Source organism: Streptomyces sp. ITFR-6 (assembly GCF_031844725.1).
In the GTDB taxonomy this organism is placed as follows: Bacteria; Actinomycetota; Actinomycetes; order Streptomycetales; family Streptomycetaceae; genus Streptomyces.
The window spans coordinates 725,023-751,380 of sequence record NZ_CP134612.1; the positions used below are offsets into that span (position 1 = coordinate 725,023).

Below are 26,358 nucleotides of genomic sequence, written 5' to 3' on the forward strand. Positions count from 1 at the left end.
AATCCGGTTCCCCCGCCGCGCCCAACTGCCTAGACTCACAACGAAATCGCGCGCCACGCCGACGTCGGGGCGCGCACCGTGACCAGTGAGGGGAGACCTGCCGTGCGCTACCGCACCGCTGTCGTCGTTCCCCTGTCGCGGTACGAGGTGATCCTGGTGTCTACCTCCGCCCGGCGCCGGCTGCGCGGCCGGCCCCGGACACCCGAGACGAACGCCTGAACCCCACACCCTCATTGCCGAACCGTCAGAGCGGTCGCGCCCTGCGCGGCGGGCCGAGGCCGGGGGTTCCGCGGGCCTGATCACAGGCCTCCTCGTCCGGGGATCGCGCCGTCTTCTTCCGGATCACCCCGAAGGGCCACGGACCGTGCGCACCCAACTGAACCGCCGACTCACCAGCACACTCAACGGCGTTCGCAATCTGGGCATCCTCGCCCATGTCGACGCCGGCAAGACCACCGTCACCGAACGGATCCTCTACGCCACCGGAACCACCCACAAACGCGGCGAGGTGCACGACGGGACGACCATCACCGACTTCGACCCGCAGGAACGCGACCGGGGGCATCACCATCTTCGCCGCCGCGGTGAGCTGTACGTGGGCGGGCCACCGGATCAACCTGATCGACACCCCGGGGCACGTCGACTTCGCCGACGAGGTGGAGCGTTCGCTGCGGGTGCTCGACGGTGCGATCGCGGTGTTCGACGCGGTCGCGGGTGTGGAGCCGCAGAGCGAGTCGGTGTGGCGGCAGGCCGACCGGCACGGGGTGCCGCGCATCGCCTTCGTCAACAAGCTCGACCGGGTCGGCGCCCGCCTCGACGCCGCGGTCGCGTCGATCCGGGAACGGCTGCACACGGTCCCCCTGGTGGTCCAGCTGCCGATCGGGGACGAGGAGCGGTTCACCGGAGTGGTGGTCCTGCTGCGCATGCGGGCACTGGTCTGGGCCGACGGCTGTGAGACGTACGAGGAAGGGGAGGTGCCCGATGAGCTGCGGGAGGAGGCGTCACGGCGCCGGCGGCTGCTGGAGGAGGCGGTGGCGGAGCTCCACCCGGTCGCACTGGAGGAGTTCTGCGCGCGGTCCACGCTCTCCGCACAGACACTGGCCGAGGCGCTGCGCGATCTGACCCGTACCGGCGAGGGCGTCGTGGTGCTGTGCGGTTCGGCCTACCGCAACCGAGGTGTCGAGCCGCTCCTGGAGGCCGTCGTGGCCTATCTGCCCTCTCCGCTGGATGTGCCCCCCGTGCGCGGCGCGCTCGGCGGCGAGGTGGAGGAACGGAACGCGGACCCGGCGGCTCCGCTCGCCGCGCTGGCGTTCAAGGTGACCGCGACCCCGACGGGCCGGCTGACGTATCTGCGGCTGTACTCGGGCATGCTCAGGAAGGGGGACACGGTGCTGGACGCGGGTGCGCGGCGCGGCGAGCGGGTCGGCCGGATCCTGCGGGTCCAGGCGGACCGCCATGTCGATGTGGACGAGGCGGTGGCCGGTGACATCGTCGCGGTGATCGGCCTCAAGGCAGCCCGTGCCGGTGCCACCCTGTGCGCGCCTGGTGCACCGCTGGTCCTCGAACCGCCCACGGTGGCCGATCCGGTCGTCTCCGTGGCGGTCGAGGCGGGCCGGAACACCGACACGGAGCGGCTGATGTCCGCCCTGGCGCGGCTGGCCGAGGAGGACCCCTCCTTGGCGGTGCGGACGGACCCCGAGACGGGTCAGACGGTGCTCTCCGGCATGGGCGAACTCCATCTGGAGGTGGCGGCCGAGAAGATCCGCCGGGCCCATGGCCTTGAGGTCCGGGTCGGCCGGCCGCAGGTCGCCCTCAGGGAGACGGTCGTACGCGGTGTGACGGGCCTGGTGTACCGGCACGTCAAGCAGGACGGCGGGGCCGGGCAGTTCGCCCATGTCGTGCTCACCGTCGAGCCGTTGGGGGACCCCGGTGGCGAGGGCGGCGGGGGTGGGGCGGAGTTCGAGTACCACTCGTCCGTCGTCGGCGGCCGGGTTCCGCAGGAGTACGTCCGCGCGGTGGCGGCCGGCTGCCGGGACGCCCTGGCCGAGGGCCCGCTCGGCGGGCATCCGGTGACCGGGCTGCGGGTGACGCTGACCGATGGCGCCACGCATCCCAAGGACTCCTCGGAGATGGCGTTCCGCACGGCCGGGCGGTTCGCGCTCCGGGAGGCGCTGCGCGCCTGCGCGATGGTGCTGCTGGAGCCGGTGGCCGAGGTGACGGTCACCGTGCCCGACGACGCGGTCGGCGGGGTGCTCGGTGACCTGGCGGCACGGCGTGGCCAGGTGTCCGGCTCGACCGCACGGCCAGGTACGGCGGTGGTCACGGCGACCGTGCCGCTGGCCGAGCTGTTCGGCTGCGCGACCCGGCTGCGCAGCCGGACCCAGGGCCGGGGGACGTTCACCACCCGGGCCACGGGCTACGCCCCGGCGCCGAACACGGTGCCGGGCCGGTAGCGACCGGTCCCTCCCCGTGTGCGGGCTGCCCGCACACGGGGAGGGAGGGGGCCGGCCTGTCGGTTCCGCGTTTCGCCGGTGCGACCGCTCGCCGTGCTCGGTACAGCTCAGCCGCCACGAGTCGGGCCCCGGAGCGCCCTGCCCTGACCTTGCCCGCCGGCGGTCAGCGGGCGTCGGGGGCGGCGGTGTGCTGTTCGAGGCCGCCGAGGATGAGCGCGAGGCCCGCCTCGAACGCCGCTTCGTGATCGAGCGCGGGAACGTCGTCCGGCAGGTCCCCGGCGTCCGGCGCGTCCACGTCCGCCTGCTCCTCCAGTACGCAGCCGACGGTGAAGCGGCCGGCGGCCAGCATGGCCATCTGCGCCTGCCGCTCGGGCACGCCGGAGGCAACCAGGAAGGCCATCTTGCGGCAGATCCGGTCCAGATCGCCGGTCGGGGTGGTGCCGGCGTGCAGGCGGGCGCCGTCGCGGCGCATCAGCAGAGTGCGGCGGAAACTGCGGGAGTTGTCCAGGAACCAGCCCCGCCAGTCGTCCTCGGGCCCCGGCAGGGGGGCGTGGGCGTGCGGGGCCATGGCCGCCTCCGCCATCGCGGCCAGCAGGTCCTTCTTGGTCTTGAAGTGGTAGTAGAGCGACGGCTGCTCCACACCCAGGCGCTTGGCCAGCCGCCGGGTGCTGACATTTTCCAGGCCCACTTCGTCCAGCAGGTCCAGCGCCTCGGTGACGACGGTCGCACGGTTCATCTTGGTCACATTGGCAATCTATCGCTGATAGAAGAATCTGGAAAGAAATCAATCACCGATAGATTCTGGAGTGAGCCATGACGGACAAGATCGCGAAGCGTTCCCTGCGGATCCTGGTGGCCGGCGGCGGTGTCGCGGGGCAGGCGCTGGCCTTCTGGCTCACGCGCGGTGGTCACGAGGTGACCGTCGTCGAGCGGTTCCCGGCACCGCGCGCCTCGGGGGCGCAGGTGGACCTACGCGGGCAGGGCATCGACGCGGTGGCGCGGATGGGGCTGCTGGAGGAGGTGCGTGGTCAGCTGGTGGACGAGGCGGGCGTGGCCTTCGTCGACTCCCGCGGGAAGCCGAAGGCGACGATCATGGCGAACACCTCCGGCAAGGGCCGGCAGACGCTGACCTCGGAGTACGAGATCATGCGCGTCGACCTCGTGCGCATCCTGCACGAGGCGACGAAGGACGACGCCGCGTACGTCTTCGGCAAGAGCGTCGACGGCTTCGACCAGGACGCCGACCGGGTCACCGCGCACTTCTCGGACGGGACCTCGGGCGACTTCGACCTGCTGATCGGCGCCGACGGGCAGGGCTCCCGTACCCGGCGGGCGCTGCTGCCGGAGGGCTTCGACCCGTACTGGCGTGTAGGCATCCACATGGCCTACTGGTTCGTCCCGCGCATCGCCTCCGACACCAACATCCGTGACACCTACATGGTTCCGGGCGGTCGGCAGATCATGCGGCGCAGCCACAACGCGACCGAGACCCAGGCGTACTTCGTGTTGCGCGAGGAGTCCGCGGAAGCCTCCGCGATCCACCGGGCTCCCGTCGAGGAGCAGCGGAAGTTCTGGGCCGGGCGGTTCAGGGATGCCGGCCGGCAGACGGAACGGTTCGTCGAGGGCATGGAGGACAGCCCGTTCCTCTACTCCCAGGAGGTCGTCCAGGTGCGGAGCGACACCTGGTCCGAGGGCCGGGTGGTGCTGGCCGGTGACGCCGCGCACTGCGCCTCCCCCTACAGCGGCATGGGGATCTCCGGCGGCCTGGTCGGCGCCCACGTCCTGGCCGGTGAGATCAACCGGGCTCCGGACGACCTGCCGGCCGCGCCGGCGAACTACGAGCGCGTCCTGCGGCCCTTCGTCGACAAGATCCCGGGCGAGGTCAGTCCGCGCATCCTGCGCGTGGGCATGCCCCTGACCAAGCACGCCATCAGCGCCTTCCAGAACGCCACCGCGCTGGCCTGCTTCCTGCGCATCCCCGACCTGGTCGCGCGGCTGTCCAAGGAGGACCGCGGCGGCGACTGGCAGCTTCCCGCCTACGCCGACGCCGCCTGAGCGTCCGTCCGGGTCTCGGCGACCAGGGGCGGAAGCGGCCGTCACCGGCACCGCCCGGCGTATCACGGATCTGCCCGCGCGCTCATTCCACACTTTCCTCGAACGAGCGAGGGAATGGAGCAGCTCGGCATCGGCCGCGTTCCCCTCTCGCCCCTCGATCGCGACTTCCGGGCCTGTCCGCACATGGGACAGCACGACGCCTGGTGCGCGACGCCCCCGTTGCGGATGACGGTCACGGCGGAATTCCCCCACAGCGTAGGTACATGAGCAAGCGAACCACGGAAATCGTGGCGGTCGATTCGGTCGCAGGCCGGCCGGCGCAGGCCGCCGGTACCGCCTCGAACTGCGTTCACCAGGTCGCGCGTTCGGGCTCGGCGCACAAGATTCCGGAAGCGGAGCGGCGCCCCCGTCGAGCGTGGCGCGCGCCCGTCCCGGGGCCCGCACCAGCCGCCGACGCGACACACCGGCTCACCGCGACCGCTCATTTCGCGTTTGATGCGAGAATTTCGTGAGCCCGCGTACGCCGGTGGCAAATAACCGGTTCTTTCGCCGTATTGTTATGTACTTTCGAGCGTGCACGCCCAAGAGTGAAGTTGCCCGAATTTTTGGCGACCTGCTTGCCATTCGGGTGAATCAATTCACGCCGGATCCCGAGCGACGGCTCCCGTGCGCTCATTCATCAACTCACCTTCTGCCATGCGGCATTGACGTGAAAATCAGCGCTTTTCGCGAAAGACATTCGAGTGATCCCTTACACCTCGGATCCGGCGCGGTCGAGCACGCAAAGCAGTGATTGCCCCACACAACAACACCTCCATAGCGTGGCCGCGGTGACGTTTCACGATTCGGACGGAAATGCGCCTTCGCACCCCCGGAAATCGACGGGGCCGACGGACGCAGCAAGCCATCCGAGCTGTCTCAGGGAAACGCACAACCACGAATCCGCGGTCCCGCCACGAGCCTGACCGCCTCCCTCCTTCAGGAGCGGCACACCATGACCGACACAACCCACACCTTGACCGGCTGGTCTCCCGAAGCCGTCGTCTTCGACTGCGACGGCACCTTGATGGACACCGAAAGCCACTGGCAGGACGCACGCAGCCAGGTCTTCCGGGACTTCGGCATCCACCCCGCGCCGGGCTTCGCCGAGCGGGCCAAGGGCGTCCATTACATCGACTGCGGCCGACTGATGGCCCAGGAGGCGGACAAGCCCAAGCTGGCAGCGGAAATGACCCGCTCGCTGCTGCGCCACTTCATGGTTCAGGTCGCCAAGGACCCGGTCACGATGCCCGGAGCCGCCGACTTCGTACGCCGGCTCTCCGGCCGACTGCCACTCGCCGTGGCGAGCAACTGCCCTTTGCAGGTCGTGGAGTCGAGCCTCGACCGGGCCGGGCTGCTCGGCCACTTCGAGCACGTCGTGGTCCCGAGCGAAGAGAGCCCCGGGGGCGAGGACGGCAAGCACGTACGCCCGAAGCCCTGGCCGGACGTCTACGCGACGGCCGCCCGTCTCTGCGGTGCCGCACCGCAACGGGCCCTCGCCGTCGAGGACTCGATGACGGGCATCGAATCGGCCCTGCGGGCCGGGCTGCGCGTGGTCGGGGTCGGCCCGCGCCCGCGGCCCGAGGACGCGGACCGAGCCGACCTGTGGGTGCCGGTCCTGAACGCACCGGAGCTGTCGGCCTGGGTGGAGTCCTGGCCGGCTCGCGAGGCGCGGGAGTAGGCAGGCAGCCCCTCAGTCCAGCCGCGTGCTGAGATCTTCCACGACCGCTCGGGCGGAGGCGAAGAGCAGCCCGATCCCCACCGCGCCCGGATCGGGAACGCCTTCGGCGCGCTCGCCGAGGTAGCTGGAGCGTCCCATCCGGGCGCGCAGGCGCGCGGTCTCGGACACACCGGCCCAGGCGGCGTCGGCGGCCCGAGCCAGGGCTTCCGCCGGCGGGGTGTCCGCCGGGGCGGTCCGGAGGGCCTCAGCCGCCGGGCCCAGTGCGTCGACGAGGGTCTTGTCGCCCGGCGCCGCGTCCCCCACTCTGCGGATGGCCGCCAGTCCCTCCTCCGCTCCGGCTGCGAGAGCCGGCGTGGTGGCGGCCGCCGCGTCGGCCACGGCGACGGCCAGCGACTGGAACAGCAGGCCGAACAACGGCCCGCTGGTGCCGCCGACCTCGTCCAGGAAGGCGGTGGCCGCGGCGTGGAGAGGTGCGGCGGGATCGCTGCGGGACGCGGAGTTAGCGTCGAGATGGCGAAGCGTTGAATGTGCTCCGGTGCTGAGGTTGATGCCGAAGTCACCGTCGCCCACCTCTTGGTCCAATGAGGTGAGGCGGTCCTTCGTGGTCTGGACGGTCTGCACGAACCGGCGCATCCAGGCGTCGGTGGAGAACGCGTCGGGGGACGTGCTGGTCGTCATGGGGTGCCTCCCGTGCTCGGAAGAACTCTGTCGGGGACGGCAGGGTTGCCGCCGCCTCCTCACCAGTGCAGGGCGGCGGTCCGCACGGGCGCGTCGTACAGGCGCAGGATCTCGTGGTCGGCGGCGAGCAGGGTGATGGAGAAGCCGCGCATGTCCAGGGCGGTGATGTACTCGCCGACGAGGGAACGGGCAAGTTCGATACGGCGGTCGTCGAGCAGGCCGCCGAGCTCGGCGTGGACCGCGTACAGCTCCAGCGGGGTGACGGCCCCGAGACCGTTGACCAGGGCGATGACGGAGGAATCCCGGGCCGGGGAGAGCGCGTCCAGGAGCGCCAGGGCCATGCGCTCGACAAGAGGGCCGAGGGGCCCGCGGGGGACGGTCTCCCGGGCGCGCTCGCCGTGGATGCCGACGCCGTACTCCAGTTCCTCCGGATCGAGGAGGAAGGCGGGCCTGCCGGTCGTGGGCGCGGTATGGGCGGCCGAGGCGACGGCCAGGGTGCGACAGTTTGCCGCGAGGCGGGTGCCGAGCTCCTGAAGTTCGTGGAGGCCGAGGCCGGTGTCGGCCGCCGCTCCGAGTATCTTCTCGATCAGGACGGTTCCGCCCGTGCCCCGGCGGCCCGCGGCGATGTCCTCGGAGTCGGTGGCGAGGTCGTCGTCCACCAGGACGCGGGCGCAGGGCACGTCGCGGTGGGCGAGCCTTTCTGCGGCGATGCCGAAGTTGATCCGGTCGCCGGTGTAGTTCTTCACGATGTGCAGCACGCCCTGGGACCGGGCGGCGGCGAGGGATCCTTCGTACACCTGCCGGTTGTGCGGTGAGGCGAAGACGAGCCCCGGGCAGGCGACGTCCAGCATGCCCCGGCCGACGTATCCGGCGTGCAGGGGTTCGTGACCCGAGCCACCACCCGAGAGGAGGCCGACCCTCCGCGTGGGTGCCGGGTCGCGGGCCAGGAGGAAACCGTGGCCGGGGTCGAGCGTGAGCAGATCCGCGTGGCCGCGGGCGAAGCCCCGCAGGGCATCCGGCACCAGGGTGTCGTCACCGTTCTCGAAATACGATGCCATCCAGGTCCTCCGTCGTCGAGGGCCGCGAGCGGCTGGGCCGGGCCCCTCCCGCCGAGGTGATTTACATGTTGCGTCCCAGGCCATCGCAGGGCAATTCGTAGGACAGTCGGTCATTCATTCGTATGCCCCCCGGCCCCTCCGGCGGCGACTGCCCTCCGCGGGGCCGGCCGGGAGGCGGTCAGGTCCGCCGCCGGAGGTGTCCACGGGGTCACGGAGCCCGCAGCCGGGGTCAGAGCACGGGGACGGGGAAGGTCGGGTACTCCACCCCGGAGACGTGCTGGACGACCCGGACGACCTGGCAGGAGTAGCCGAACTCGTTGTCGTACCAGAGGTAGAGGATCGCGTTGTCGCCGTCGACCTGGGTGGGCCCCGCGTCCACGATGGAGGCGTGGCGGGAGCCGATGAAGTCGCTGGAGACCGCGTCCGGGGCGGTGGTGAAGTCGATCTGGCGCTTGAGCGGCGAGGTCAGCGACACCTCGCGGAGGTGGTCGAGGACCTCCGTCCGGGTGGTCTCACGGCCGAGTTTCAGGCTGAGGATCGCGATCGAGACGTCCGGCACCGGGACCCGGATGGAGCTTCCGGTGATCGTCGCGTCGAGGTCCGGCAGCGCCTTGGCCACGGCGGACGCCGCACCGGTCTCGGTGATGACCATGTTGAGCGGCGCCGAGCGCCCGCGCCGGTCGGAGCTGTGGTAGTTGTCCAGCAGGTTCTGGTCGTTGGTGAACGAGTGGATCGTCTCCACGTGCCCGCGCAGGACGCCGTACTCGTCCGCCATCGCCTTCAGCGGCGGGACGATCGCGTTGGTGGTGCAGGAGGCGCAGGAGATGATCTGCTCGTCCGGCTTGATCATGTCGTGGTTGACACCGTGGACGACGTTGGGGACGTCGCCCTTGCCGGGCGCGGTGAGGACGACCTTGGCGATACCGGGGCGCAGGTGCTGGGACAGCCCCTCGCGGTCGCGCCACCTGCCGGTGTTGTCGATGAGGACGGCGTCCTTGATGCCGTACGCCGTGTAGTCCACCGTCGTCGGGTCGTCGGAGTAGATGACCCTGATCTCGTTGCCGTTGGCGATGATCTTGTTGTTCGCCTCGTCGACGGTGATCGTGCCCTGGAACTGGCCGTGGATCGAGTCGCGCCGCAGCAGCGAGGCGCGCTTGACGATGTCCTGGCCGGCGGCCTTGCGGACGACGATGGCACGCAGCCGGAGGCCGTTGCCGGAGCCCGCCTTCTCGATGAGCAGCCGGGCCAGGAGGCGGCCGATGCGGCCGAATCCGTAGAGGACGACATCGCGCGGCTCGCGGCGCTCGATCTTGTCGGCCCCGGTGGCGCCGGCGACCGCCCCGGCGGTGAACTCCGCCTCCGAGAGGCCGCGGTCGTCGGTCCGGTACGTCGCGGCGAGCATGCCGATGTCGATCTGGGAAGGGCCGAGATCGAGGGTGGTGAGCGCCTTCAGGAACGGCAGTGTCTCGGTGACCGAGAGCTCCTCACCGGCGATCTGCCGGGCGAACCGGTGGGTCTTGAGGATGCTGACCACCGACTTGTTCACCAGGGAGCGGCTGTGCAGCAGGACGGTGACGTCCCGCTCCCGGTGCAGCTTCCCGATGATCGGGATCATCGACTCCGCGATCTCCTCGCGGTTCTTCCAGTTGGTGAACGAGTCGTCATTGACAGTCACAGGTTTATCTTTCGAGCTAGGAGGCGCTCATATGGTAACCCGCTGGTTTTCTGATCATTCAGACGGTTCCCCCGCAGGCGCCGCCCGGCCCCGTCCGCGTACACACGGCGGACACGAAGTCGTCATGAAGGAAGCGGAATGCGAGTCCAACTCGCCTGGTTCTGAACTGACATGACTGTTGGAGTAGCCATCGGTGCGACCGGCACCGGCAACCAGATCGATGCCAGCGTGCGCCTTGCCGCGGAGGCGGCGGCCGCGGGGCTGCGGTCCGCCTGGTTCGGGCAGACCTTCGGGGCCGACTCGCCCCAGCTCGCGGCGATCGTCGGCCGGGAGGTGCCCGGCATCGACGTGGGCACGTCCGCGATCCCCGTCTTCGGCCGCCACCCGCTGACCGTGTCCAGCCAGGCCCTGACCGCACAGGCGGCCACGCACGGCCGCTACCACCTGGGGCTGGCGCTCGGCACCAGACTGCTGACCGAGGGGGGCTTCGGCATCCCGTTCGAGCGGCCCATCGCCCGTCTGCGGGAGTTCCTGACCGCGCTGCGGCAGCTCACCGAGACGGGCACCGCCGACTTCCACGGCGAACTGCTCACCGCGAACACGCCGGTCCCCGCGCACGTGCCCGGGGCCGAGGCGGGCGTGCCGTTGCTCGTCGCCGCGATGGGCCCGCAGGCGCTGCGTGTCAGCGGCGAGCTGGCGGACGGGATTTTGCCCTATCTCGCCGGGCCCCGCGCCCTGGCCGAGCACATCGTGCCGGCCGTCACCGAGGCAGCGCGGAACGCGGGCCGTCCGGCGCCCCGGATCGTGGCGCTGGTGCACGGCGTGGTCACGAGTGACCCCGACGCCGCGCGCGCGACGGCCACCGAGCAGCTCGCCTTCTACGAGCAGATCCCCTCCTACGCACGGGTGGTGGAACTGTCCGGCGGGAAACGGGCCGCCGATGTGGCCGTGATCGGCGACGAGCGGACGGTCGCCGCCGAGGTCCAGCGCTACCGGGACGCCGGGGCCACCGAGGTGGTGTTCTCGGGTACGGACCTGGCCGGGGAGGCCGACCGGCACCGGACGTGGGCGCTGCTGGGAGAGCTGGCCGGCTGAGCCACCCGCGCCACACGGGGATCCCGCGAGAGGGGAGGGGCCGCGTCCGGCCCCTCCCCTCTCCGCCGCGCCACCGCGGGCACCGGTACGGGGCGGGCGGCAGGGGCCGGGCCGTACAGTCAGGACTGTATTTGTTCTGACATATATACGTACAGAGCTAGAGTCGAACGTGCGGCATACTGAGTTCGTGGCGGAACGTTCTGAGGAGCCCGACGTGGAGTCGATCACCAGGCTGATCACCATCGACCGGAGCAGCCCGGTGCCGCTGTACTTCCAGGTCGCACAGCAGCTTCAACAGCTGATCGAGTCAGGCACATTGGCACCGGGGACGCGGCTCGAGAACGAGATCGCCCTCGCCGACCAGTTCGGGCTCTCCCGGCCGACCATGCGCCAGGCCATGCAGCATCTGGTGGACAAGGGACTGCTCGCCCGCAAGCGCGGAGTCGGCACCCAGGTCGTCAACAACCGGGTACGCAGGCAGATCGAGCTCACCAGTCTGTTCGAGGATCTCAGACGGGACGGCCGGCGGCCGCGCACCGAGCTGCTGTCGATGCTGACCGTGCCCGCCTCCGACCGGATCGCCGCCGCCCTCAAGGTCGAACCCGGCGCCCCCACCGTGGCCCTGCGCCGACTGCGATACGCGGACGACGAGCCCATAGCGGTCATGGAGAACCACCTGCCGGCCGGCGTACAGGGCCTGACGGAGGAGGAGCTCACCGGACACGGCCTCTACGAGCTGCTCCGCCGGGCGGGCGTCGCGCTGCGCACCGCGGAGCAGACCATCGGGGCACGCCGGGCCACCGCGCCGGAGGCCCGGCTGCTGGGCGAGCCCCGCGGCGGCACCCTGCTCACCATGGAGCGCACGGTCCTCGGGGACGCGGGGCGCCCGGTGGAGTTCGGCTCGCACCTGTACCGGGCGTCCCGGTACTCGTTCGAGATGACCCTGACCGCACAGTGAACCGTGCACTCCGGTGCCGGGCGGCCTGGCGCATCAGGTGGTCGCGCTCCGCCAGGTCGGACGCCTTCAGGGCCGCCTCCGCGTACAGCCGTGCCGCCCTCGCGCGGTCGCCGTGGCGCTCGTGGAGGTACGCGGCCGCCGCGGTGTACCGGGGCAGCGATTCGTCCAGCTGCGCGAGCTCCGCCAGTCCGGCCCTCGGCCCGTCGGCCTGGCCCACGGCCACCGCACGGTTGAGCCGGACGACCGGGCTGTCGGTGAGTCGGGCGAGCTCGTCGTACCACTCGACGATCTGCACCCAGTCGGTCTCCCCCGCGGTGGGCGCGTCGGCGTGGAGGGCCGCGACCGCGGCCTGGGCCTGGAACTCACCCAGCCGGTCACGGGCGAGGGCCGTCTGCAGGATCCCGACCCCCTCCGCGATCGACGTGGTGTCCCAGAGCCCGCGGTCCTGCTCGGCCAGCGGCACCAGGCTGCCGTCGGACGCGGTCCGGGCAGCGCGCCGGGCGTGGTGGAGCAGCATCAGGGCGAGCAGCCCCGCCACCTCCGGGTGGTCGATCGCGGCCGCGAGCTGCCGGGTGAGCCGGATGGCCTCGGCCGCCAGGTCTATGTCGCCGGAGTACCCCTCGTCGAAGACCAGGTAGAGGACGCGCAGCACGGTGGCGACATCGCCCGGCCGGTCGAACCTCTCGCCGGAGACGGTGCGTTTGGCCCGGCTGATGCGCTGGGCCATGGTCGCCTCGGGCACCAGGTAGGCCTGGGCGATCTGGCGGGTGGTCAGTCCGCCGACGGCGCGCAGGGTGAGGGCGACGGCGGACGACGGTGTCAGGGACGGGTGGGCGCACAGGAAGTAGAGCTGGAGCGTGTCGTCCACCGCGGTCGCGGGTCCGGGCGCCGGCTGCTCCTCGACGAGGTCCTCGCGCCGCATGCGGGCGGCGTCCGCCCGGGTGGCGTCGAGGAACCGCCGCCAGGCGACGGTGACCAGCCAGCCCTTCGGGTCCCTCGGCCGGTCGGCCGGCCAGACCCGGACCGCCTCCGCCAGCGCGTCCTGGACGGCGTCCTCGTCCGCCGCGAAGTCGGCTCCGCGGCGGACGAGGATCCCGAGCACGCTCGGCGTGAGGCTCCGGAGCATGACGTCATCCATCGACGAGGTCACTCCGTGATGGTCGGCGGCTCGGTCAGGAACGGGCGCAGCTCCAGCCACTCGTGGATCGGGTTGCCGCCCGCCCCGGGCGCGGCCGACAGTTCCCCGGCCAGTTCGACGGCGCGCTCGTAGCTGTCGACGTCGATCACCATCCAGCCGGCGATGAGGTCCTTGGTCTCCGCGAAGGGGCCGTCGGTGACCGGCGGGCGGCCCTCACCGTCGTACCGGACGAACGTTCCCTCCGGTGCGAGGGCCTGGCCGTCGACGAACTCGCCGGTCCCCTCCAGCCGGGCCGCGAAGTCGTGCATGTACTTCATGTGGGCCGAGATCTCCTCCGGCGTCCACTGATCCATGCTGACGTCGTTGACGGCTGCCGGGGCGCCTCGGTAGTGCTTGAGAAGCAGGTACTTCGCCACGGTGTTCTCCTCGACACTGTGCGAGCCATTGTGGTCGCGTTCACTACGGGGACGGAGCCGGTTCCGGGTTCTCGACATCATCGGCGTCATCGGCCGGAAAAATTTTCCCACCCCTCAGCACCACGATCATCCTGAACCTCATCGGTGCTTCACCGGGTCCCGCGAGCCCCCCTCGCACTGTCCGGCGCCGGGCTCCGGCGCCCGCTGGTAAAATGGGGCTGACGCTTGCGACATCGCCGGGGCCCGTGCCGAGGAGCACGGGCCCCGGCGCGTTACGGAGGCCCCCAGCTGAGGAAGGTTCCCCATGAACGCGAAGCCGCCCGCCTCTGCCTCCGGACGCCCCGGCGGCCGCAGGAACCAGCGGGCCGAACCGGCCCGGGGCGCGCTCGGCACGCCCTCGGCGGCGGGCGCGAGCCCGGGACTGCCGCCCGCCGGATCCTTCGCGGAGCTGGGACTGCCCGAGGCACTGCTGACGGCGATGACCGGTCTCAAGGTCACCGAGCCCTTCCCCATCCAGGCGGCGACCCTGCCCGACGCGCTGGCCGGCCGGGACGTGCTGGGGCGGGCGCGGACCGGTTCGGGCAAGACGCTGGCCTTCGGGCTGGCCCTGCTGGTCCGGACCGCCGGGCGGCGCGCGGAGGCGAAGCGCCCCCTCGCCCTGGTGCTCGTCCCGACGCGGGAGCTCGCCCAGCAGGTGGGTGACGCGCTGGAGCCGTACGCGCGCGTCCTCGGGCTGGGGATGACGACGGTGGTCGGCGGGCTGTCGATGAACCGGCAGGCGGCCGCGCTGAAGGCGGGTACCGAGGTGGTCGTCGCGACCCCGGGACGGCTCTGCGACCTGATCTCGCGGCGCCACCTCCAGCTGGACCGGGTGGGGATCGCCGTGCTCGACGAGGCGGACCAGATGTGCGACATGGGCTTCCTGCCGCAGGTCTCGGAGATCCTGAACCAGGTTCGCCCCGACGGCCAGCGACTGCTCTTCTCGGCCACGCTCGACCGGAACGTCGACCAGCTGGTGGAGCGCTACCTCCACGAGCCGGTGCTCGTCTCGGTCGACCCGGCCCGCGCCTCGGTCACCACGATGGAGCACCACGTCCTCAACGTGCACGCCGCCGACAAGTACGCGGCGGCGACCGAGATCGCCGCCCGCGAGGGGCGGGTACTGATGTTCCTGGACACCAAGGCGGGCGTGGACACCTTCACCCGCCATCTGAAGAGCAGCGGAATCCCGGCGGCCGCCCTGCACAGCGGGAAGTCGCAGCCGCAGCGCACACACACGCTGGACCAGTTCAGGAGCGGCGCCGTCACCGCCCTGGTGGCCACGAACGTGGCGGCCCGCGGCATCCACATCGACGAGCTGGACCTGGTGGTGAACGTGGATGCGCCCACGGATGCCAAGGACTACCTGCACCGCAGCGGCCGCACCGCGCGGGCCGGCCAGTCGGGCAAGGCCGTCACCCTCGTCACACCGGGCCAGCGGCGGGACGTGAGCAAGCTGATGTCCGAGGCCGGCATTCGGCCGACGGTCACTCAGGTGCGCTCCGGCGAGGCCGAGTTGACGCGCATCACCGGCGCCAAGCGGCCGCCGACGACCAAACCCGCACAGACCGGCAGGCGGCCGTTCCGAGGGATGGGGGCCCAGGCCCCGAAGGAGAGCCGCCGCGCCGCCCAGTCCCGCCAGGAGGCGGAGGCCCGCAGGGCGTCCCAGGTACGCAAGGGCCGCTGACCGCCGCGAGCCCGGCCCGGCCCGTCGCCGATCCGGCCGGGCCGGGCAGGGCCCCGAGCGTCTCCGGAAACGGATCAGGGCCGGTTTCGGATTGCTCCGAAACCGGCCCTGATCTGCGACTGTCTCCAGTCGGGACGACAGGATTTGAACCTGCGACCCCTTGACCCCCAGTCAAGTGCGCTACCAAGCTGCGCCACGTCCCGATGCCCGCCTGACCTGGGGTTTCCCCCTGGCCGAACGCGCATGAGAACAATACCGCACTTCAACGGGTGGTTACGAACACCTTTGGGCGCTTGACCTCAACCATGCTTGATGTTGAACGCTGTGGCACATGACGCACACCACTGCTGCCCCCACCCACGCCTGTCGCGATCTGCACCGGCTGATGAGCCGGATGACCGGCGACGAGAAGCACGACTCCGCCGCCACCTCGACGCTCGACACCCTGTGGGTGCTCTACGACCGGGTGCTCCGGGTGTCACCGGGGACCATGGACGCCCCTGACCGCGACCGCTTCCTGCTCTCGAAGGGACACGGGCCGATGGCGTACTACGCCGTCCTCGCCGCGCACGGGTTCTTCGGTGAGGAGCTGCTGGCGGGCTTCGGCTCGTACGACTCGCCGCTCGGCCACCATCCGGACCGGGTGCTGGTGCCCGGCGCCGAGATCGGCAGCGGTTCGCTGGGGCACGGGCTGCCGCTGGCCGTGGGCACCGCGCTGGGGCTGCGGGCCCAGGGGCTGACCGGCCCTCGCGTGTGGGTGCTGACCGGGGACGCGGAGCTGGACGAGGGCAGCAACCACGAGGCGATCGCCTACGCGGCCCCGGCGGGCCTCGACCGGCTGCACACCGTGGTGATCGACAACGCCTCGGCTACGTACGGGCGCCCCGGCGGCATCGCCGGCCGGTTCGCTACCGCGGGCTGGTCGGTGGCCTCCGTGGACGGGCGGGACCACGAGGAGCTGTACGCCGCCTTCACCGCACCGCACCCCGGACAGCCGCGTGCCGTGGTCGCACGGGTCGCCCCCAAGGGCTGAGCTCCCGCGTCAGCCATCCACCGGACCGACGGACAGAAAGAAGAGGAAGACCTCCCATGGACACGATGCGGGACCGTTTCATCTCGACCACCTCACGCCTGCTCGACGAGGACCCGCGGCTGGCGCTCGTGCTGGCCGAGATCAGCCGGGACGGCTTCAGCCGGGCCGAGCGCGCCCATCCGCACCGGGTCGTCAACGTCGGCATCCGGGAACAGCTGCTCGTCGGCGCCGGGGCCGGAATGGCGCTCACCGGGATGCGGCCGATCGTGCACACCTTCGCCAGCTTCCTGGTGGAGCGCCCCTTCGAACAGGTGAAGCTGGACTTCGGCCACCAGGGCGTGGGCGGGGTACTGGTCAGCGCCGGAGCCTCCTACGACTGGCCGGCCGGCGGTTTCACCCATATGGCGCCCGGCGACGTCGCACTCCTGGACACCCTCGACGGCTGGACGGTGCACGTTCCGGGGCACCCCGACGAGGCCGAGACACTACTGCGGGAAGCCGTCACCGGGGACGACCGGGTGTATGTGCGGCTGTCGATGCAGTCCAACGAGCGGGGGCGCCCGGTCGGCGGACCCGGCGGGTTCACCACGGTGCGCGAGGGGACGGGCGGCGTGGTGATCGCCGTCGGCCCGATGCTCGACAACGTCCTCGCGGCCACCGAGGGGCTCGACGTGACCGTGCTGTACGCGACGACGGTGCGGCCGTTCGACGGGGACGGCCTGCGCGGGGCGGTGGGCGACCGACCGGCCGCCGACGTGGTCATCGTCGAGCCGTACCTCGCGGGCACGTCCACGGCAGCGGCCAATGACGCGCTCGCCGCCCGCCCGCACCGGATCCTGGGGCTCGGCGTCGCCCGCGAGGAACTGCGCCGGTACGGGCAGATGGACGAGCACCTCGCCGCTCACGGCCTGGACCCGCGAGGCCTGCGGCAGCGGATCGGCGCGTTTCTCGACCGGTGAGCGGCGCGACGGGGACAGCCGCGCTCAGTGGGCCGCCAGCAGCTCCCCGTACCACGCGAGCGTGGCGTCGACGGTCGCGGAGAGCGGGTTCGGTGCCAGGCCGAACGCCTTCTCGATGGCGGAGGAGTCGACGATCTGCGCCTCCGTGTGCTGGTAGAACATCTCGGCGTACGAGGTCATGAACTGCTCGTCGAACGGCCCGAACGGGCGGGGTTCCGAGACGACGGTGAGAGTCAGCGGACGGCCGACGCGCTCCTCGATCATCTCCAGGATCCGGCGGGTGGTGAGCGCCGGGGCGGTGGGCAGGTGCCAGACCCGGCCGTCACCGTCCGGGTTCTCCCCCAGCGTCGCGAGGCCCGCGGCCACGTCACCGATGTACGTGTAGCTGTGCGGGAGGTCGATGTCGCCGAACGCCGGTACCTCTTCCCCGGTCAGCGCGGCGGGGAACACCGCGCCGCCCAGCGTGGAGTTGAGGACACCGGGCCCCACGAAGTCGGCGGACCGGCCCAGTACGACCCGCAGCCGGCCCTCGGCGTGTGCGGCGAGGTAGCGGGCGTCGAGCTCGGCGCGCATCACACCCTTGCCGGTCGTGGCGTTCCACGGGGGTGTCCTCCGTCATGACCGCACCGTGCGTCTCGCCGTACGGGTAGAGCGTGTCGAGCACCATGAGGCGGGCGCCCTCGGCTTCGACCGCTGCGAGTACGGCCTGCTGGATGCGCGGCATGGCCTCGACCTGGAGGTGGTACGCCACGTTGACGCAGTGGTAGACGACGGCCGCGCCACCGACCGCCGCACGGGCGCCCTCCGGGGTGGCGACATCGGCGGCGAACCGGTCGATGCCTTCGAGCGCCGGGCCGTTGGCCGCCCGGTCGACGAGCCGGACCGGGTGGCCCCGGCGCACGAGTTCGACGGCGAGTGCGGTACCGGCGGGGCCCGAGCCGAGGACTACCTGAAGATCACGTGCTGCGGTCATGACGTACTCCCCGTGATGCGGACGACGATCGCTACGGCTTTTCACTTCTGTTAGACACTGTAACTCTCGCAATGACGCCTCGCAAGGCTGACTGTTAGACTCCGTAACTGAAGTGAGCTTGCCTAGCGGAAGGGGCCGGGGATGGCCGAGGCGCAACAGGGGCCGCGGGCCCGCTACCGGGAGCAGACCCGGGCGGAGATCAAGGAAGCGGCCCTGCGACAGCTGGCCGACGGGGGTGTGGCGGCGCTCGCGCTCACCCGGATCGCCAAGGACATGGGTCTGTCCGGGCCCGCGCTCTACCGCTACTTCGCCAGCCGGGACGATCTGCTGCACGCGCTGATCAGGGACGCGTACGACGATGCCGCCTCGGCCATCGGCGCGGCGGCCGCGCGTTCGGTGGACGCCGCGCAGAGCCCGCGCGAGCGGCTGCGCGCGCTGGCGGTGGCGTACCGGGCCTCGGCGGTCGGGGAGCCACACCGGTATCTCCTGATCCAGGGCGCGCCTGTGCCGGGGTATGTCGCGCTCGCCGACACGCTGGACCGGGCCCGCGCGGTGCTCGGGCCGTTCCTTCCGGTGTTCGCGGGCGGGACGCCCGGGGCGGTTGTGGCGCCGGTGGTGGCGCAGATGGCGGCCTGGCTGGACGGGGATCCGGCCGTGGGCGGCTGGGTGGCCGAGTACGCGGCGGACGCCGCCGGCCCGGCGGGCGCTGCCGGGGCGCTGGCCGGCGCTCTCCTCGCCTGGGCGCAGCTGCACGGATCCGTGGGTTTGGAGGCCGCGGGCCAGTTCGAGGGGATGGGACACACCGGGGACACCCTGCTGGACGCGCAGGTCGGAATGCTGGCGGACACCTTCGGGCTGGAGTGAGCACCCCGGGGGCCCGGGGTGCTCACTCCAGCCCGTCCCCCCGGGCGCACGACGCCGATCGCCGGACGGGCCCAGGGGCCGGTCCGGCGATCGGTGTGCGCGGTGGTGGCGGGTGTCAGGGGTGGATGAGCACCTGGGCCAGGGCCACCCGGCCCGTACCGGACTTCACGATCTTCACCGTGCGGGTCCGGCTGTCCAGGTTCACCAGCGTGGGACGCAGCGCCTTCCCGCTGACGTGCACCGTGCCGTCGTCCGTGACGACGTCGAAGTCGGCCGTCGTGGAAGAGGCGTCGTTCCAGATCTCGACCTGCCGGACGTGCCGGACGGCGCCGAGGTTTGCCTGCCACCAGGCTCCCGCCTCGGACAGCGTGCGGGTGTCGGTGTCGGTGTCGGCGTCCAGGGCGAGCTCCGCCGTCGCCGCTCCGTCGGTCGAGGACTGGGTGGCCGTGCCGGTGCGGGCCAGGTCGGTGCGGAGCTGCTCGACCGGGCCGCCGTGGGCGCCCGCCCGTGCGGCGACGGCGAGCGCCTGGGTGGGCAGCCGGTCGAGGCCGGTCAGGTTGTCCGTCATGACCGAGCCGGTTCCGCCGAGGGCGGGGCGGCGGTGTCGGTCCAGTTGCCGCGCGCGGTGTTCTGGATTCCGTAGTCCGCCCAGTTGGAGACCCACTTGTAGCCGATGCGGGTGATGACGTTGCGCTCGACGGTGATGTGCGAGGACTGCTCGTCGAGGTAGATGCCGTTCCCGTCACGTTCGGTGTTGCCGTACGCGGAGCGGTTGAGGTAGTTGCCGCTGAGGACGGTGCCGGGCTGGGCGCCCTGGGTGTAGATCGCGCCGCCGTCGTGCTGCTGCTGCGCGACCTCCATGACATCGGTGATGCGGTTGCCCGTCACCTTGTTGTCACGCAGTACGGACTTCTGGGCCTCGGGCTGGTTCCAGCCCCAGCCGACCGAGATCGCGGAGTACGGGAGGTGGTCCAGGCTGTTGTGGTCGATGCTCAGACCCGCCTCGTAACCGGCCCAGATACCCACCGAGTCGGTGTACTCGACGCCGGAGCGGCTGATGGTGTTGTACGCGACGGTGTTCCGCTCCCCCGTCAGTGACGCCTCAGGCATCGGTTCGGTGTCTCCGACGTAGACGGCGCCCGAGGACAGGTCGGTGAAGGACGAGCGGGTCAGTGAGCTGTCCTTGGTGCCGGCCTCCAGGATCGCTCCGGCCCCGCCGAGATGGCTGAACCGGCTGCTGTCGATGCGCACCTGCCGGCCACCGCGGACGGTGACCGCGGCGGCCGGCTTGGTGTAGTAGCGGCCCGCGTGGTCGACGGGGCCGGTGGCGCCGGTCAGGGTGAGACCGGCCTGCATTCCCGCGTAGCCCTCATCGGTGCCGGGCTGCCGGTACGCCGCGTACGCGAAGCCGATCCCGCTGACGGTGACGTCATGGGAGCCGTCGATGACGAGCAGCTGTTCGGTGTGCGGGGTGACGGTCCGCGCGCGGCGCATGTCCTCGCCCTTGCGCGGCAGGTAGGTGACGGTGCGGCCCTTCGAGTCCCAGACGAACTCGCCGGGCTGGTCCAGGAGTTCGGGGGCGTTCTCGAAGAAGGCGACACCGCTGTAGCGGGTGGAGTCGACTGCGGTGGAGTCCCAGGCGGGGCCGGTGCGGTCCGTGCCGCTCGCCGAGTTGGTCCAGCAGGGCTGGACGAACGTCATGGTGTCGCCGCTGACGCCGGCGATCCGGCAGTGGTAGTTCCGCCAGCGGACCCGGATGACGGCTTCGGCGTCGGTGGGGCGCTGCCAGTGGTCGATCCCGGTCGCGGTGGCGCCGGTCATGCCGGTGGCGGAGGCGCCGCAGGTGCTCGTCGCGCAGGCCTCGCCCCGGGCGCGGGTGGCGCGCTCGCCGTCGACGAAGAGCTGGCGCGGGGTGACCCCGGCGGGGACGGCGGCGCTCCAGGTGCCGTCGCCGTTGCGGTGCCAGCCGGTGATGTCCTGTCCGCCGGAGAGGACGGGGCGGGCGCCGGGAGCGGCGGCCCAGGTGGTGCCGGAGTCGTCCGGGCCGAGCTTCAGGGGCGCGTCGAGCCGGTACGTGCCGTCCTTGAGGAGGACGCGGACATCGCGCCCCTTCTCGGTGCGGGCCTGGTCGCGGGCGCCCTCCGGAGTACAGGGGCGGCTGACGGTGCAGGAGGTGCCACGGCCGTCGGGGGCGGCGTACAGGGTGCGGGCGCCGGGTGCGGCCTGGGCGGCCGGAGCGGTGAGGAGCGCCGCCAGGAACGCGGCGGTCGCGGCGGCGGCGGTTCCTCGTACGGCGTTCAGGGTGCGGTTCACGCGGTGGCCTTCCAGTCGGGGTGGCCGGGCATGGGCGGGTTGACGGCCCCGAAGAGCCAGTCGCGCAGGAACGGGTCCAGGCTCCGGTCGCCGGTCACGTCGACGGTGTGCCGGATGAACTGTTCCGTGGTGTAGGTGGAGTCCTTGAAACGCCTGACCCACTCGCGCATCACGGTGTCGAACTTCCGCCGGCCGGCCCGCAGGCTCAGGGCGTACAGCACGAGTGCGCCGCCGTCGTAGATGTTGGTGCCGCCGAGCGCCTTCGGCAGTCCGGGCGGGCCGTCGGCCGCGCGGACGGCGTCGAGCTTCTCGTACGTCGTCCTCATCTTGTCCTCGAAGACGGACCAGCCGCGCTCCTCGCCGTACAGACCGGCGTAGTACACGGCGGGACCCTCGTTGAGCCAGGCCTGCTGCCAGTCGTTCGGGGTGACGGAGTCCCCGAACCACTGGTGGACGAGCTCGTGGACCATGGTGGTCTCGTAGCCGGGCTGTCCGTCGGCGTTGAGCTTGAACCAGTTGGTGGAGAACAGCGACAGGGTCTGGTTCTCCAGGGCGTCGGTGTAGCCGTCGTAGATGTGGAGGCCGTAGACGGAGAACGGGTAGCGGCCGAACTTCGCCTCCAGCCAAGCGAGATGGTCCGGGGTGCGGGCCACGATCGGGCCGTACTTCTCCTCCTGCCCCTGGGGCACGATGTGCCGCAGCGGGAGGCCGCGGTTGCTGGTGCCGTAGAGGTAGGTGCCCTTGACTACGGCGATGCCGATGAGTTCGGTCGCCATCCGCTCGCGCAGGGCGAAGTGCCGGACGGAGGAGCCGTCGGCGCGCCGGGTGCGGTGGGTGAGTTCGCCGTTGGCGGTGGCGACGAAGCCCTTGGGCGCGCTGATGTGGAAGGTCCACGTCGCCTTGTCGGACGGGGTGTCGTTGCACGGCAGGAAGGTGTCGGCGCGCGAGGACTGGGCGGCCGAGGCGAATCCGCCGTCGGTGCCGAAGTTCCAGCCGGTGAGGCCGAGCCGGGGCGCCTTGCCGTTGCCCCGGTAGACGGTCTCGACGGTGAACGCCTGCCCGTCGCGGAGCGGGCGCGCCGGGGTGACCGTGAGCTCCTCGCCGCTCTGACCGGGCGTGAGCTCCCAGCGGGCGGGGCGGCCGGAGACGGTCACCGTGTCGATGGTGTGTCCGTCGGTGTCGAGGTTGAACGCGGAGAGGTCCTGGGTGGCCCTGGCGTTGATCTTCACGGTGCCGGAGAAGTCGTACGTGACCGGGGTGAAGTCGAAGGTCAGGTCATAGTGGAGGACCTGGTAGCCGCCGTTGCCGAGGGTCGGGAAGAGCGGGTCCCCGACTCCGTCGGCACCGGGCTTGGGGTCGAAGCGGTGCGGTCCCGCCGCGGCGGGCGAGCCGAGGGCGGGGATCGCGGCGGCCGCGGCGACCGCCGCGCCGCCGAGTCTCAGTGCCGTACGCCTGCTGGTGGGAGCGGTCATCACTTCTTGCCCTTCTGGAAGGCGTCCTCGAACTCGCCGCGGGCCTGCTCGCCGCCCTTGGCCAGGTAGTCCTTGACCAGCTGGTCGTAGGCCGACATCGGCTTGCGGCCGGAGATGATGTCCTTGAGGGCATCGCCCTTCAACGTGTTGAGACTGCCGGAGCCCTTGGAGTCCCAGGTGGGCGAGGAGTACTGGAGCGTCGGATCCTGTTCCATGATCGGGATCATCTTGGTGAACGTGTCGTGGACGTGGCGTACGCCCGGCTCCGAGTCGGCGCTGAAGATCGCGGGGACGGCCGAGGCCACGAACTTCCAGGGCACGGTGACGTCCTGGGTGCCCTGCTTGGTCAGCGCCGGGTTGCCCTGCGCGTCGCGGGTGAAGTCCTTGCCCTCGACCCCGTAGTTGATGAGGGTGTACTCCAGGCTGCCGAACGGCGAGGCCGCGAAGTCCGCGAACGCCAGGATCTCCTTGACGCGGTCACCGGACGCCTGCTTGATGTGCGTGTTCTGGAGCTCCACGTTGTCCATCCACGCGATGGCGTCCTTGCCTACCGGTACGAACGGGCGCGGGTCGTACTTCTTGTCGACCGCCTTCATCGCGGCGACGTAACCGACACCGGGTACCAGGTAGGTGGGCATGCCGTCGTAGACGTAGGCGCCCTTGCCGTTCTTGAACATGTCCGTGTACTGGGCCTTCTGCGCCCCGGACATCTGGAGCGTGCCCGGGTAGAAGCAGCCCGCCTTGTACAGCAGCCGGGCGGTCTCCACCGCCTTGCGGAACTCCGGAGTCTCCAGATCGGTGGTGAACTTGCCGGTCTTCTCGTCCAGCCGCCAGTAGTACGGCGCACCCGCGGACATGGCGAGCATGCCGGTGGCACCCGCGATGATCGCGTACTGGTCCTTCTTGGGGCGGGTGAGCTCCTTGCAGATCTCGACGAAGCGGTCGAGGTCGGTGATCTGGTCGAGACTGGTGACGCCGGCCTCTTCGAAGAGGTCGTGTCGGTAGACACCGGCACCGCCCGTACCGGTGCGCGCGATCGGGATGCCGTAGAGCTTCCCGCCGAAGATGGCCGACTGCCAGGCGCCCTTCGGTATCGCGGCCAGGTTGGGATAGTCCTTGACCTTGCCCCCGGTGAGGAACGGAGTCAGGTCGGCGCACTTGGCCTGGAGGAACGCGGACTTGTTGTCGACGCCTCCGGTCTCCGGGTACATGAACAGGTCCGGCAGGCTGTCGCTCGCGACCATGGTGGAGAACTTGGTGCCGTAGTCGTCGGCGGGGACGGCGGTGATGTTCACCTGGCCGCCGAGCAGCTTCTCGATCTCCTGCCAGGCGGCGTTCCGGCCGCGCGAGGGCGGCGGCGGTGAGAACGTCTCCATCGTCGCGCTGATCGGCTTCGCCCCCTTGAGCGGGGTGCCCTTGGTGGCTCGCAGCGGCTTGGCCGGGTAGCTGAAGAAGCCCTGCGGGACGCCGGCGGCGGTGCCGGCCAGATCGGGCTTGACACCGATGTTGCGGATCGCGGTGTCGGGGAGCAGCGAGGCGCTCTTGGCCTCGGCCTTGGCAGTCGTGCCGCCGTCGCCGCAGGCGGCGAGCAGCGGGGCGGCGGCCAGTCCCAGACCGATGCCCGCACCCATGCGGAACAGCGCTCTGCGGTTGACGGGAGTGGAGCTCGACACCTGAATCTCCTTGTGAGAGGGGGCGGAAGGAGTGGGGGGCGGGGGCTGCGCTCAGCCCTTGACGGCGCCCGTGAGCACGCCCTTGGTGAAGTAGCGCTGGAGGAACGGGTAGACGCAGAGGATCGGTACGACGGCGATCACCAGGACCGCCATCTGGACGGCCTGCTGCGGGGCGAGCACCTCGCCGGCCGAGGCCGAGTTCAGGCTCTGGCCCTGGAGGACGTAGGTCCGCAGCACCATCGGCAGCGGCCATTTGTCGGAGTCGTTGAGGTACAGGAGCGAGTTGAAGAAGGCGTTCCAGTACGTCACCGCGTAGAAGAGGCTGATCACCGCGAGGACCGCTTTGGAGAGCGGGAGGACGATCCGCACCAGGATGCTGATGTCGCCGGCGCCGTCGACCTTCGCAGCGTCGTACAGCTCGTCCGGCAGGCCCATGAAGAAGGACCGCAGGACGACCAGGTTGAAGGCGCTGACCAGGGTGGGCATGACGAGCGCCGCGTAGGTGTCGTACAGCCCGAGCCCCTTGACCAGCAGGAAGTTCGGGATGATGCCCGCGTTGAACAGCATGGTGAACAGGGCGATCATCAGGATGGGGCGGGAGCCGGTGACCTCGCGGCGGGAGAGTCCGTACGCCATGCCGATCGTGACGAGCAGGCTGGCCAGGGTGCCGAACACGGTGATGCCCACGGAGACGAGCAGCGCCCGGGTGACGACGCCGCCCGTGAAGATCGTCCGGTAGGCGTCGAGGTTGGGGTGGTCGGGCCACAGGACGAGTCCGGAGGCCTTGATGATGTCGGTCTGCGAGGCGAAGCTCGTTCCGATGACGCCGACCAGCGGGTAGGCGACGGCGAGGACGACCACGACGACGGCCACCGCCTTGGCGGTCTGTCCCATCCGGGTCGGGCGTTCCATCCACGGCGGTCTGCCGTCGGTCCTGGGCTTCCGGGCCGGGCGGGGCGCGGGCGTCGTGGTCGCGGACGTGGCGCGGGTCTTCTCAGCGGTCAGCACCGCGGTACACCCCTTCGTGGCCGAGTCGGTGGGCGAGCTTGTTCGCGCCCAGCACGAGTACGGTGCCGATGACGGCCTTGACGAGTCCGACGGCGGCGGCGACGCCCCAGTCGTTGTCCTTGATGCCGTGGTAGTAGACGTACGTGTCTAGGACCTCACCGGCGTCCGGGCCGACCGCGTCGCGCTGGAGCAGGATCTGCTCGAAGCCGACGGAGAGGATCTGCCCGAGGTTGAGGATCAGCAGCAGGATGAGCACGGGGGCGATGCCCGGCAGGGTCACGTGCCAGAGCCTGCGCCGGGGGCCCGCGCCGTCGATCGCGGCGGCCTCGTAGCTCTGCCGGTCGATGTTCAGGAGCGCGGCCAGGATGATGATCGTGCCCCAGCCGGCGTCCTTCCAGGCCACCTGGAGGGTCAGCAGCCAGGGGAAGGCGTCGGGGTCGCTCATCATGTCGTAGCGGGGCAGCCCCAGACCGCCCAGCACATCGGGCAGCAGCCCGGCGCCGCCCAGGATCTGCTGGAAGATCGAGACGATGATGACCCAGCCGATGAAGTGCGGCAGATAGACGACGCTCTGCACGAACCGCCTGATGCGGTCGCTGGCGATGCTGTTGAGCAGCAGGGCCAGGGCGACCGGGATCGGGAAGAAGAACACCAGCTGGATGAGGGCGATCTCCAGGGTGTTGAACGTCGCGCTCCAGAAGGCGGGTTCACCGAACGCCGAGGAGAAGTTGGCGAAGCCGACCCAGACGCTGTGCATGTAGCCGAGGTACGGCTGGTAGTCCTGGAACGCCACCACGTACCCGAGCAGCGGCACGTAGTGGAAGACGACGAAGTAGAGCAGTCCGGGCAGGGTGAGCAGCAGCATCACCCGGTCGCGCTTGATCCGCTGTCCGAGCGTCAGCCGGCGTGGCGCGGCAGCGGTCCGGGCTTCGGGCGGGGCGGGTTCATCGGCCCGCTGCCGCCGTTTTTCCCGCGGCAGCGGGGGTGCTGTGTCAGCCATGGTGCGTCCTGTTCGGCCGGGTGGCGCGTGGTGAGCCTTCTGCGGCCGCAAGTTAGTAAGCGGTTAACCCAAGCGTCAAGAGATCCGAGCG

21 protein-coding genes, 1 tRNA gene and 2 pseudogenes are annotated in these 26,358 nt (G+C 70.9%); 10 read left to right on the top strand and 14 right to left on the bottom strand.

The genetic code is table 11. The annotated features are described in order from the left end of the window. Positions 1-376: 376 nt before the first annotated feature. Positions 377-2,453 (top strand): annotated as a pseudogene (fusA, locus tag RLT59_RS03125) (elongation factor G). Between the two features lie 163 nt (positions 2,454-2,616). On the opposite strand, the gene RLT59_RS03130 reads toward fusA, so the two are convergent. Next, the gene (locus tag RLT59_RS03130; protein WP_311307597.1) at positions 2,617-3,189 is read right to left on the bottom strand and encodes a TetR/AcrR family transcriptional regulator C-terminal domain-containing protein; all 573 of its coding nucleotides are present in this window, start codon (positions 3,187-3,189) and stop codon (positions 2,617-2,619) included. A 77-nt stretch (positions 3,190-3,266) separates the two neighbouring features. Here RLT59_RS03130 and RLT59_RS03135 point away from each other — a divergent pair, with 77 nt between their 5' ends. From RLT59_RS03135 to RLT59_RS03145, 3 genes are all read left to right on the top strand, one after another. After that, positions 3,267-4,508, top strand: coding sequence for an FAD-dependent monooxygenase (locus RLT59_RS03135; protein WP_311301929.1), 1,242 nt, complete (start codon positions 3,267-3,269; stop codon positions 4,506-4,508). A gap of 263 nt (positions 4,509-4,771) precedes the next feature. Next, positions 4,772-5,020, top strand: a complete 249-nt coding sequence (locus RLT59_RS03140; RefSeq protein ID WP_311301930.1) for a hypothetical protein — start codon at positions 4,772-4,774, stop codon at positions 5,018-5,020. A gap of 482 nt (positions 5,021-5,502) precedes the next feature. Then, complete coding sequence (locus tag RLT59_RS03145) at positions 5,503-6,228, top strand: HAD family hydrolase (protein WP_311301931.1); 726 nt, start codon at positions 5,503-5,505, stop codon at positions 6,226-6,228. Positions 6,229-6,240: 12 nt separating this feature from the next. Here RLT59_RS03145 and dhaL read toward each other — a convergent pair whose 3' ends face one another. The 3 genes from dhaL to RLT59_RS03160 all read right to left on the bottom strand — a co-directional run bounded on the left by dhaL (position 6,241) and on the right by RLT59_RS03160 (position 9,639). Beyond that, positions 6,241-6,906, bottom strand: coding sequence for a dihydroxyacetone kinase subunit DhaL (dhaL, locus tag RLT59_RS03150; protein WP_311301932.1), 666 nt, complete (start codon positions 6,904-6,906; stop codon positions 6,241-6,243). Between the two features lie 59 nt (positions 6,907-6,965). Further along, positions 6,966-7,964: a dihydroxyacetone kinase subunit DhaK gene (locus RLT59_RS03155; protein WP_311301933.1), complete on the bottom strand. Its 999-nt coding sequence runs from the start codon at positions 7,962-7,964 to the stop codon at positions 6,966-6,968. A 229-nt stretch (positions 7,965-8,193) separates the two neighbouring features. After that, a complete protein-coding gene (locus RLT59_RS03160; RefSeq protein WP_311301934.1) occupies positions 8,194-9,639 on the bottom strand; it encodes a glyceraldehyde-3-phosphate dehydrogenase in 1,446 nt (481 codons plus the stop codon). 171 nt (positions 9,640-9,810) lie between these two features. Between RLT59_RS03160 and RLT59_RS03165 the strand changes: the two genes are divergently transcribed. After that, on the top strand, positions 9,811-10,734 hold the full coding sequence (locus tag RLT59_RS03165; RefSeq protein ID WP_311301935.1) for an LLM class F420-dependent oxidoreductase: 924 nt from the start codon (positions 9,811-9,813) through the stop codon (positions 10,732-10,734). Between the two features lie 214 nt (positions 10,735-10,948). Beyond that, complete coding sequence (locus tag RLT59_RS03170) at positions 10,949-11,692, top strand: GntR family transcriptional regulator (RefSeq protein WP_311307598.1); 744 nt, start codon at positions 10,949-10,951, stop codon at positions 11,690-11,692. Here the strand turns inward: RLT59_RS03170 and RLT59_RS03175 are convergent. Then, on the bottom strand, positions 11,583-12,830 hold the full coding sequence (locus tag RLT59_RS03175; protein ID WP_311307599.1) for an RNA polymerase sigma factor: 1,248 nt from the start codon (positions 12,828-12,830) through the stop codon (positions 11,583-11,585). The genes RLT59_RS03170 and RLT59_RS03175 overlap by 110 nt on opposite strands. A gap of 8 nt (positions 12,831-12,838) precedes the next feature. Further along, the gene (locus RLT59_RS03180; protein ID WP_311301936.1) at positions 12,839-13,246 is read right to left on the bottom strand and encodes a YciI family protein; all 408 of its coding nucleotides are present in this window, start codon (positions 13,244-13,246) and stop codon (positions 12,839-12,841) included. 304 nt (positions 13,247-13,550) lie between these two features. Between RLT59_RS03180 and RLT59_RS03185 the strand changes: the two genes are divergently transcribed. After that, positions 13,551-14,972 carry a DEAD/DEAH box helicase gene (locus RLT59_RS03185; RefSeq protein WP_311301937.1) on the top strand — a complete coding sequence of 474 codons (1,422 nt, stop codon included), beginning with the start codon at positions 13,551-13,553 and terminating at the stop codon, positions 14,970-14,972. A 129-nt stretch (positions 14,973-15,101) separates the two neighbouring features. Here RLT59_RS03185 and RLT59_RS03190 read toward each other — a convergent pair. Next, positions 15,102-15,175: transfer RNA gene (locus RLT59_RS03190), tRNA-Pro, on the bottom strand. Positions 15,176-15,303: 128 nt separating this feature from the next. Between RLT59_RS03190 and RLT59_RS03195 the strand changes: the two genes are divergently transcribed. Then, positions 15,304-16,005, top strand: coding sequence for a thiamine pyrophosphate-binding protein (locus RLT59_RS03195; protein WP_311301938.1), 702 nt, complete (start codon positions 15,304-15,306; stop codon positions 16,003-16,005). Between the two features lie 56 nt (positions 16,006-16,061). Then, positions 16,062-16,964: a transketolase family protein gene (locus RLT59_RS03200; protein ID WP_311301939.1), complete on the top strand. Its 903-nt coding sequence runs from the start codon at positions 16,062-16,064 to the stop codon at positions 16,962-16,964. Between the two features lie 24 nt (positions 16,965-16,988). Here the strand turns inward: RLT59_RS03200 and RLT59_RS03205 are convergent. Beyond that, a pseudogene (locus RLT59_RS03205) lies at positions 16,989-17,937 on the bottom strand (NAD-dependent epimerase/dehydratase family protein). A 141-nt stretch (positions 17,938-18,078) separates the two neighbouring features. Between RLT59_RS03205 and RLT59_RS03210 the strand changes: the two are divergent. Continuing rightward, positions 18,079-18,801, top strand: coding sequence for a TetR/AcrR family transcriptional regulator (locus RLT59_RS03210; protein WP_311301940.1), 723 nt, complete (start codon positions 18,079-18,081; stop codon positions 18,799-18,801). A gap of 115 nt (positions 18,802-18,916) precedes the next feature. On the opposite strand, the gene RLT59_RS03215 is transcribed toward RLT59_RS03210, so the two are convergent. The 6 genes from RLT59_RS03215 to RLT59_RS03240 form a co-directional block, all read right to left on the bottom strand. Further along, the gene (locus RLT59_RS03215) at positions 18,917-19,369 is read right to left on the bottom strand and encodes a hypothetical protein (protein WP_311301941.1); all 453 of its coding nucleotides are present in this window, start codon (positions 19,367-19,369) and stop codon (positions 18,917-18,919) included. After that, positions 19,366-21,114: a right-handed parallel beta-helix repeat-containing protein gene (locus tag RLT59_RS03220; protein ID WP_311301942.1), complete on the bottom strand. Its 1,749-nt coding sequence runs from the start codon at positions 21,112-21,114 to the stop codon at positions 19,366-19,368. The genes RLT59_RS03215 and RLT59_RS03220 overlap by 4 nt, the downstream gene beginning before the upstream one ends. Beyond that, positions 21,111-22,586, bottom strand: coding sequence for a M1 family metallopeptidase (locus tag RLT59_RS03225; protein WP_311301943.1), 1,476 nt, complete (start codon positions 22,584-22,586; stop codon positions 21,111-21,113). Before RLT59_RS03225 ends, RLT59_RS03220 begins: the two co-directional genes overlap by 4 nt. Further along, on the bottom strand, positions 22,586-24,259 hold the full coding sequence (locus RLT59_RS03230; protein WP_311301944.1) for an extracellular solute-binding protein: 1,674 nt from the start codon (positions 24,257-24,259) through the stop codon (positions 22,586-22,588). The genes RLT59_RS03225 and RLT59_RS03230 overlap by 1 nt, the downstream gene beginning before the upstream one ends. A gap of 51 nt (positions 24,260-24,310) precedes the next feature. Then, the gene (locus RLT59_RS03235; RefSeq protein ID WP_311307600.1) at positions 24,311-25,171 is read right to left on the bottom strand and encodes a carbohydrate ABC transporter permease; all 861 of its coding nucleotides are present in this window, start codon (positions 25,169-25,171) and stop codon (positions 24,311-24,313) included. A gap of 82 nt (positions 25,172-25,253) precedes the next feature. Continuing rightward, positions 25,254-26,267, bottom strand: coding sequence for an ABC transporter permease (locus RLT59_RS03240; RefSeq protein ID WP_073734464.1), 1,014 nt, complete (start codon positions 26,265-26,267; stop codon positions 25,254-25,256). Positions 26,268-26,358: the final 91 nt, after the last annotated feature.

Bases quoted from the DNA above. Each gene is read 5' to 3' on its own strand.
- dhaL (WP_311301932.1), bottom strand. From the start codon at position 6,906: ATGACGACCAGCACGTCCCCCGACGCGTTCTCCACCGACGCCTGGATG.
- RLT59_RS03195 (WP_311301938.1), top strand. From the start codon at position 15,304: ATGACGCACACCACTGCTGCCCCCACCCACGCCTGTCGCGATCTGCAC.
- RLT59_RS03135 (WP_311301929.1), top strand. From the start codon at position 3,267: ATGACGGACAAGATCGCGAAGCGTTCCCTGCGGATCCTGGTGGCCGGC.
- RLT59_RS03165 (WP_311301935.1), top strand. From the start codon at position 9,811: ATGACTGTTGGAGTAGCCATCGGTGCGACCGGCACCGGCAACCAGATC.
- RLT59_RS03130 (WP_311307597.1), bottom strand. From the start codon at position 3,189: ATGAACCGTGCGACCGTCGTCACCGAGGCGCTGGACCTGCTGGACGAA.
- RLT59_RS03210 (WP_311301940.1), top strand. From the start codon at position 18,079: ATGGCCGAGGCGCAACAGGGGCCGCGGGCCCGCTACCGGGAGCAGACC.
- RLT59_RS03235 (WP_311307600.1), bottom strand. From the start codon at position 25,171: ATGGAACGCCCGACCCGGATGGGACAGACCGCCAAGGCGGTGGCCGTC.
- RLT59_RS03140 (WP_311301930.1), top strand. From the start codon at position 4,772: ATGAGCAAGCGAACCACGGAAATCGTGGCGGTCGATTCGGTCGCAGGC.
- RLT59_RS03185 (WP_311301937.1), top strand. From the start codon at position 13,551: ATGAACGCGAAGCCGCCCGCCTCTGCCTCCGGACGCCCCGGCGGCCGC.
- RLT59_RS03225 (WP_311301943.1), bottom strand. From the start codon at position 22,586: ATGACCGCTCCCACCAGCAGGCGTACGGCACTGAGACTCGGCGGCGCG.
- RLT59_RS03215 (WP_311301941.1), bottom strand. From the start codon at position 19,369: ATGACGGACAACCTGACCGGCCTCGACCGGCTGCCCACCCAGGCGCTC.
- RLT59_RS03240 (WP_073734464.1), bottom strand. From the start codon at position 26,267: ATGGCTGACACAGCACCCCCGCTGCCGCGGGAAAAACGGCGGCAGCGG.
- RLT59_RS03200 (WP_311301939.1), top strand. From the start codon at position 16,062: ATGGACACGATGCGGGACCGTTTCATCTCGACCACCTCACGCCTGCTC.
- RLT59_RS03155 (WP_311301933.1), bottom strand. From the start codon at position 7,964: ATGGCATCGTATTTCGAGAACGGTGACGACACCCTGGTGCCGGATGCC.
- RLT59_RS03175 (WP_311307599.1), bottom strand. From the start codon at position 12,830: ATGGATGACGTCATGCTCCGGAGCCTCACGCCGAGCGTGCTCGGGATC.
- RLT59_RS03145 (WP_311301931.1), top strand. From the start codon at position 5,503: ATGACCGACACAACCCACACCTTGACCGGCTGGTCTCCCGAAGCCGTC.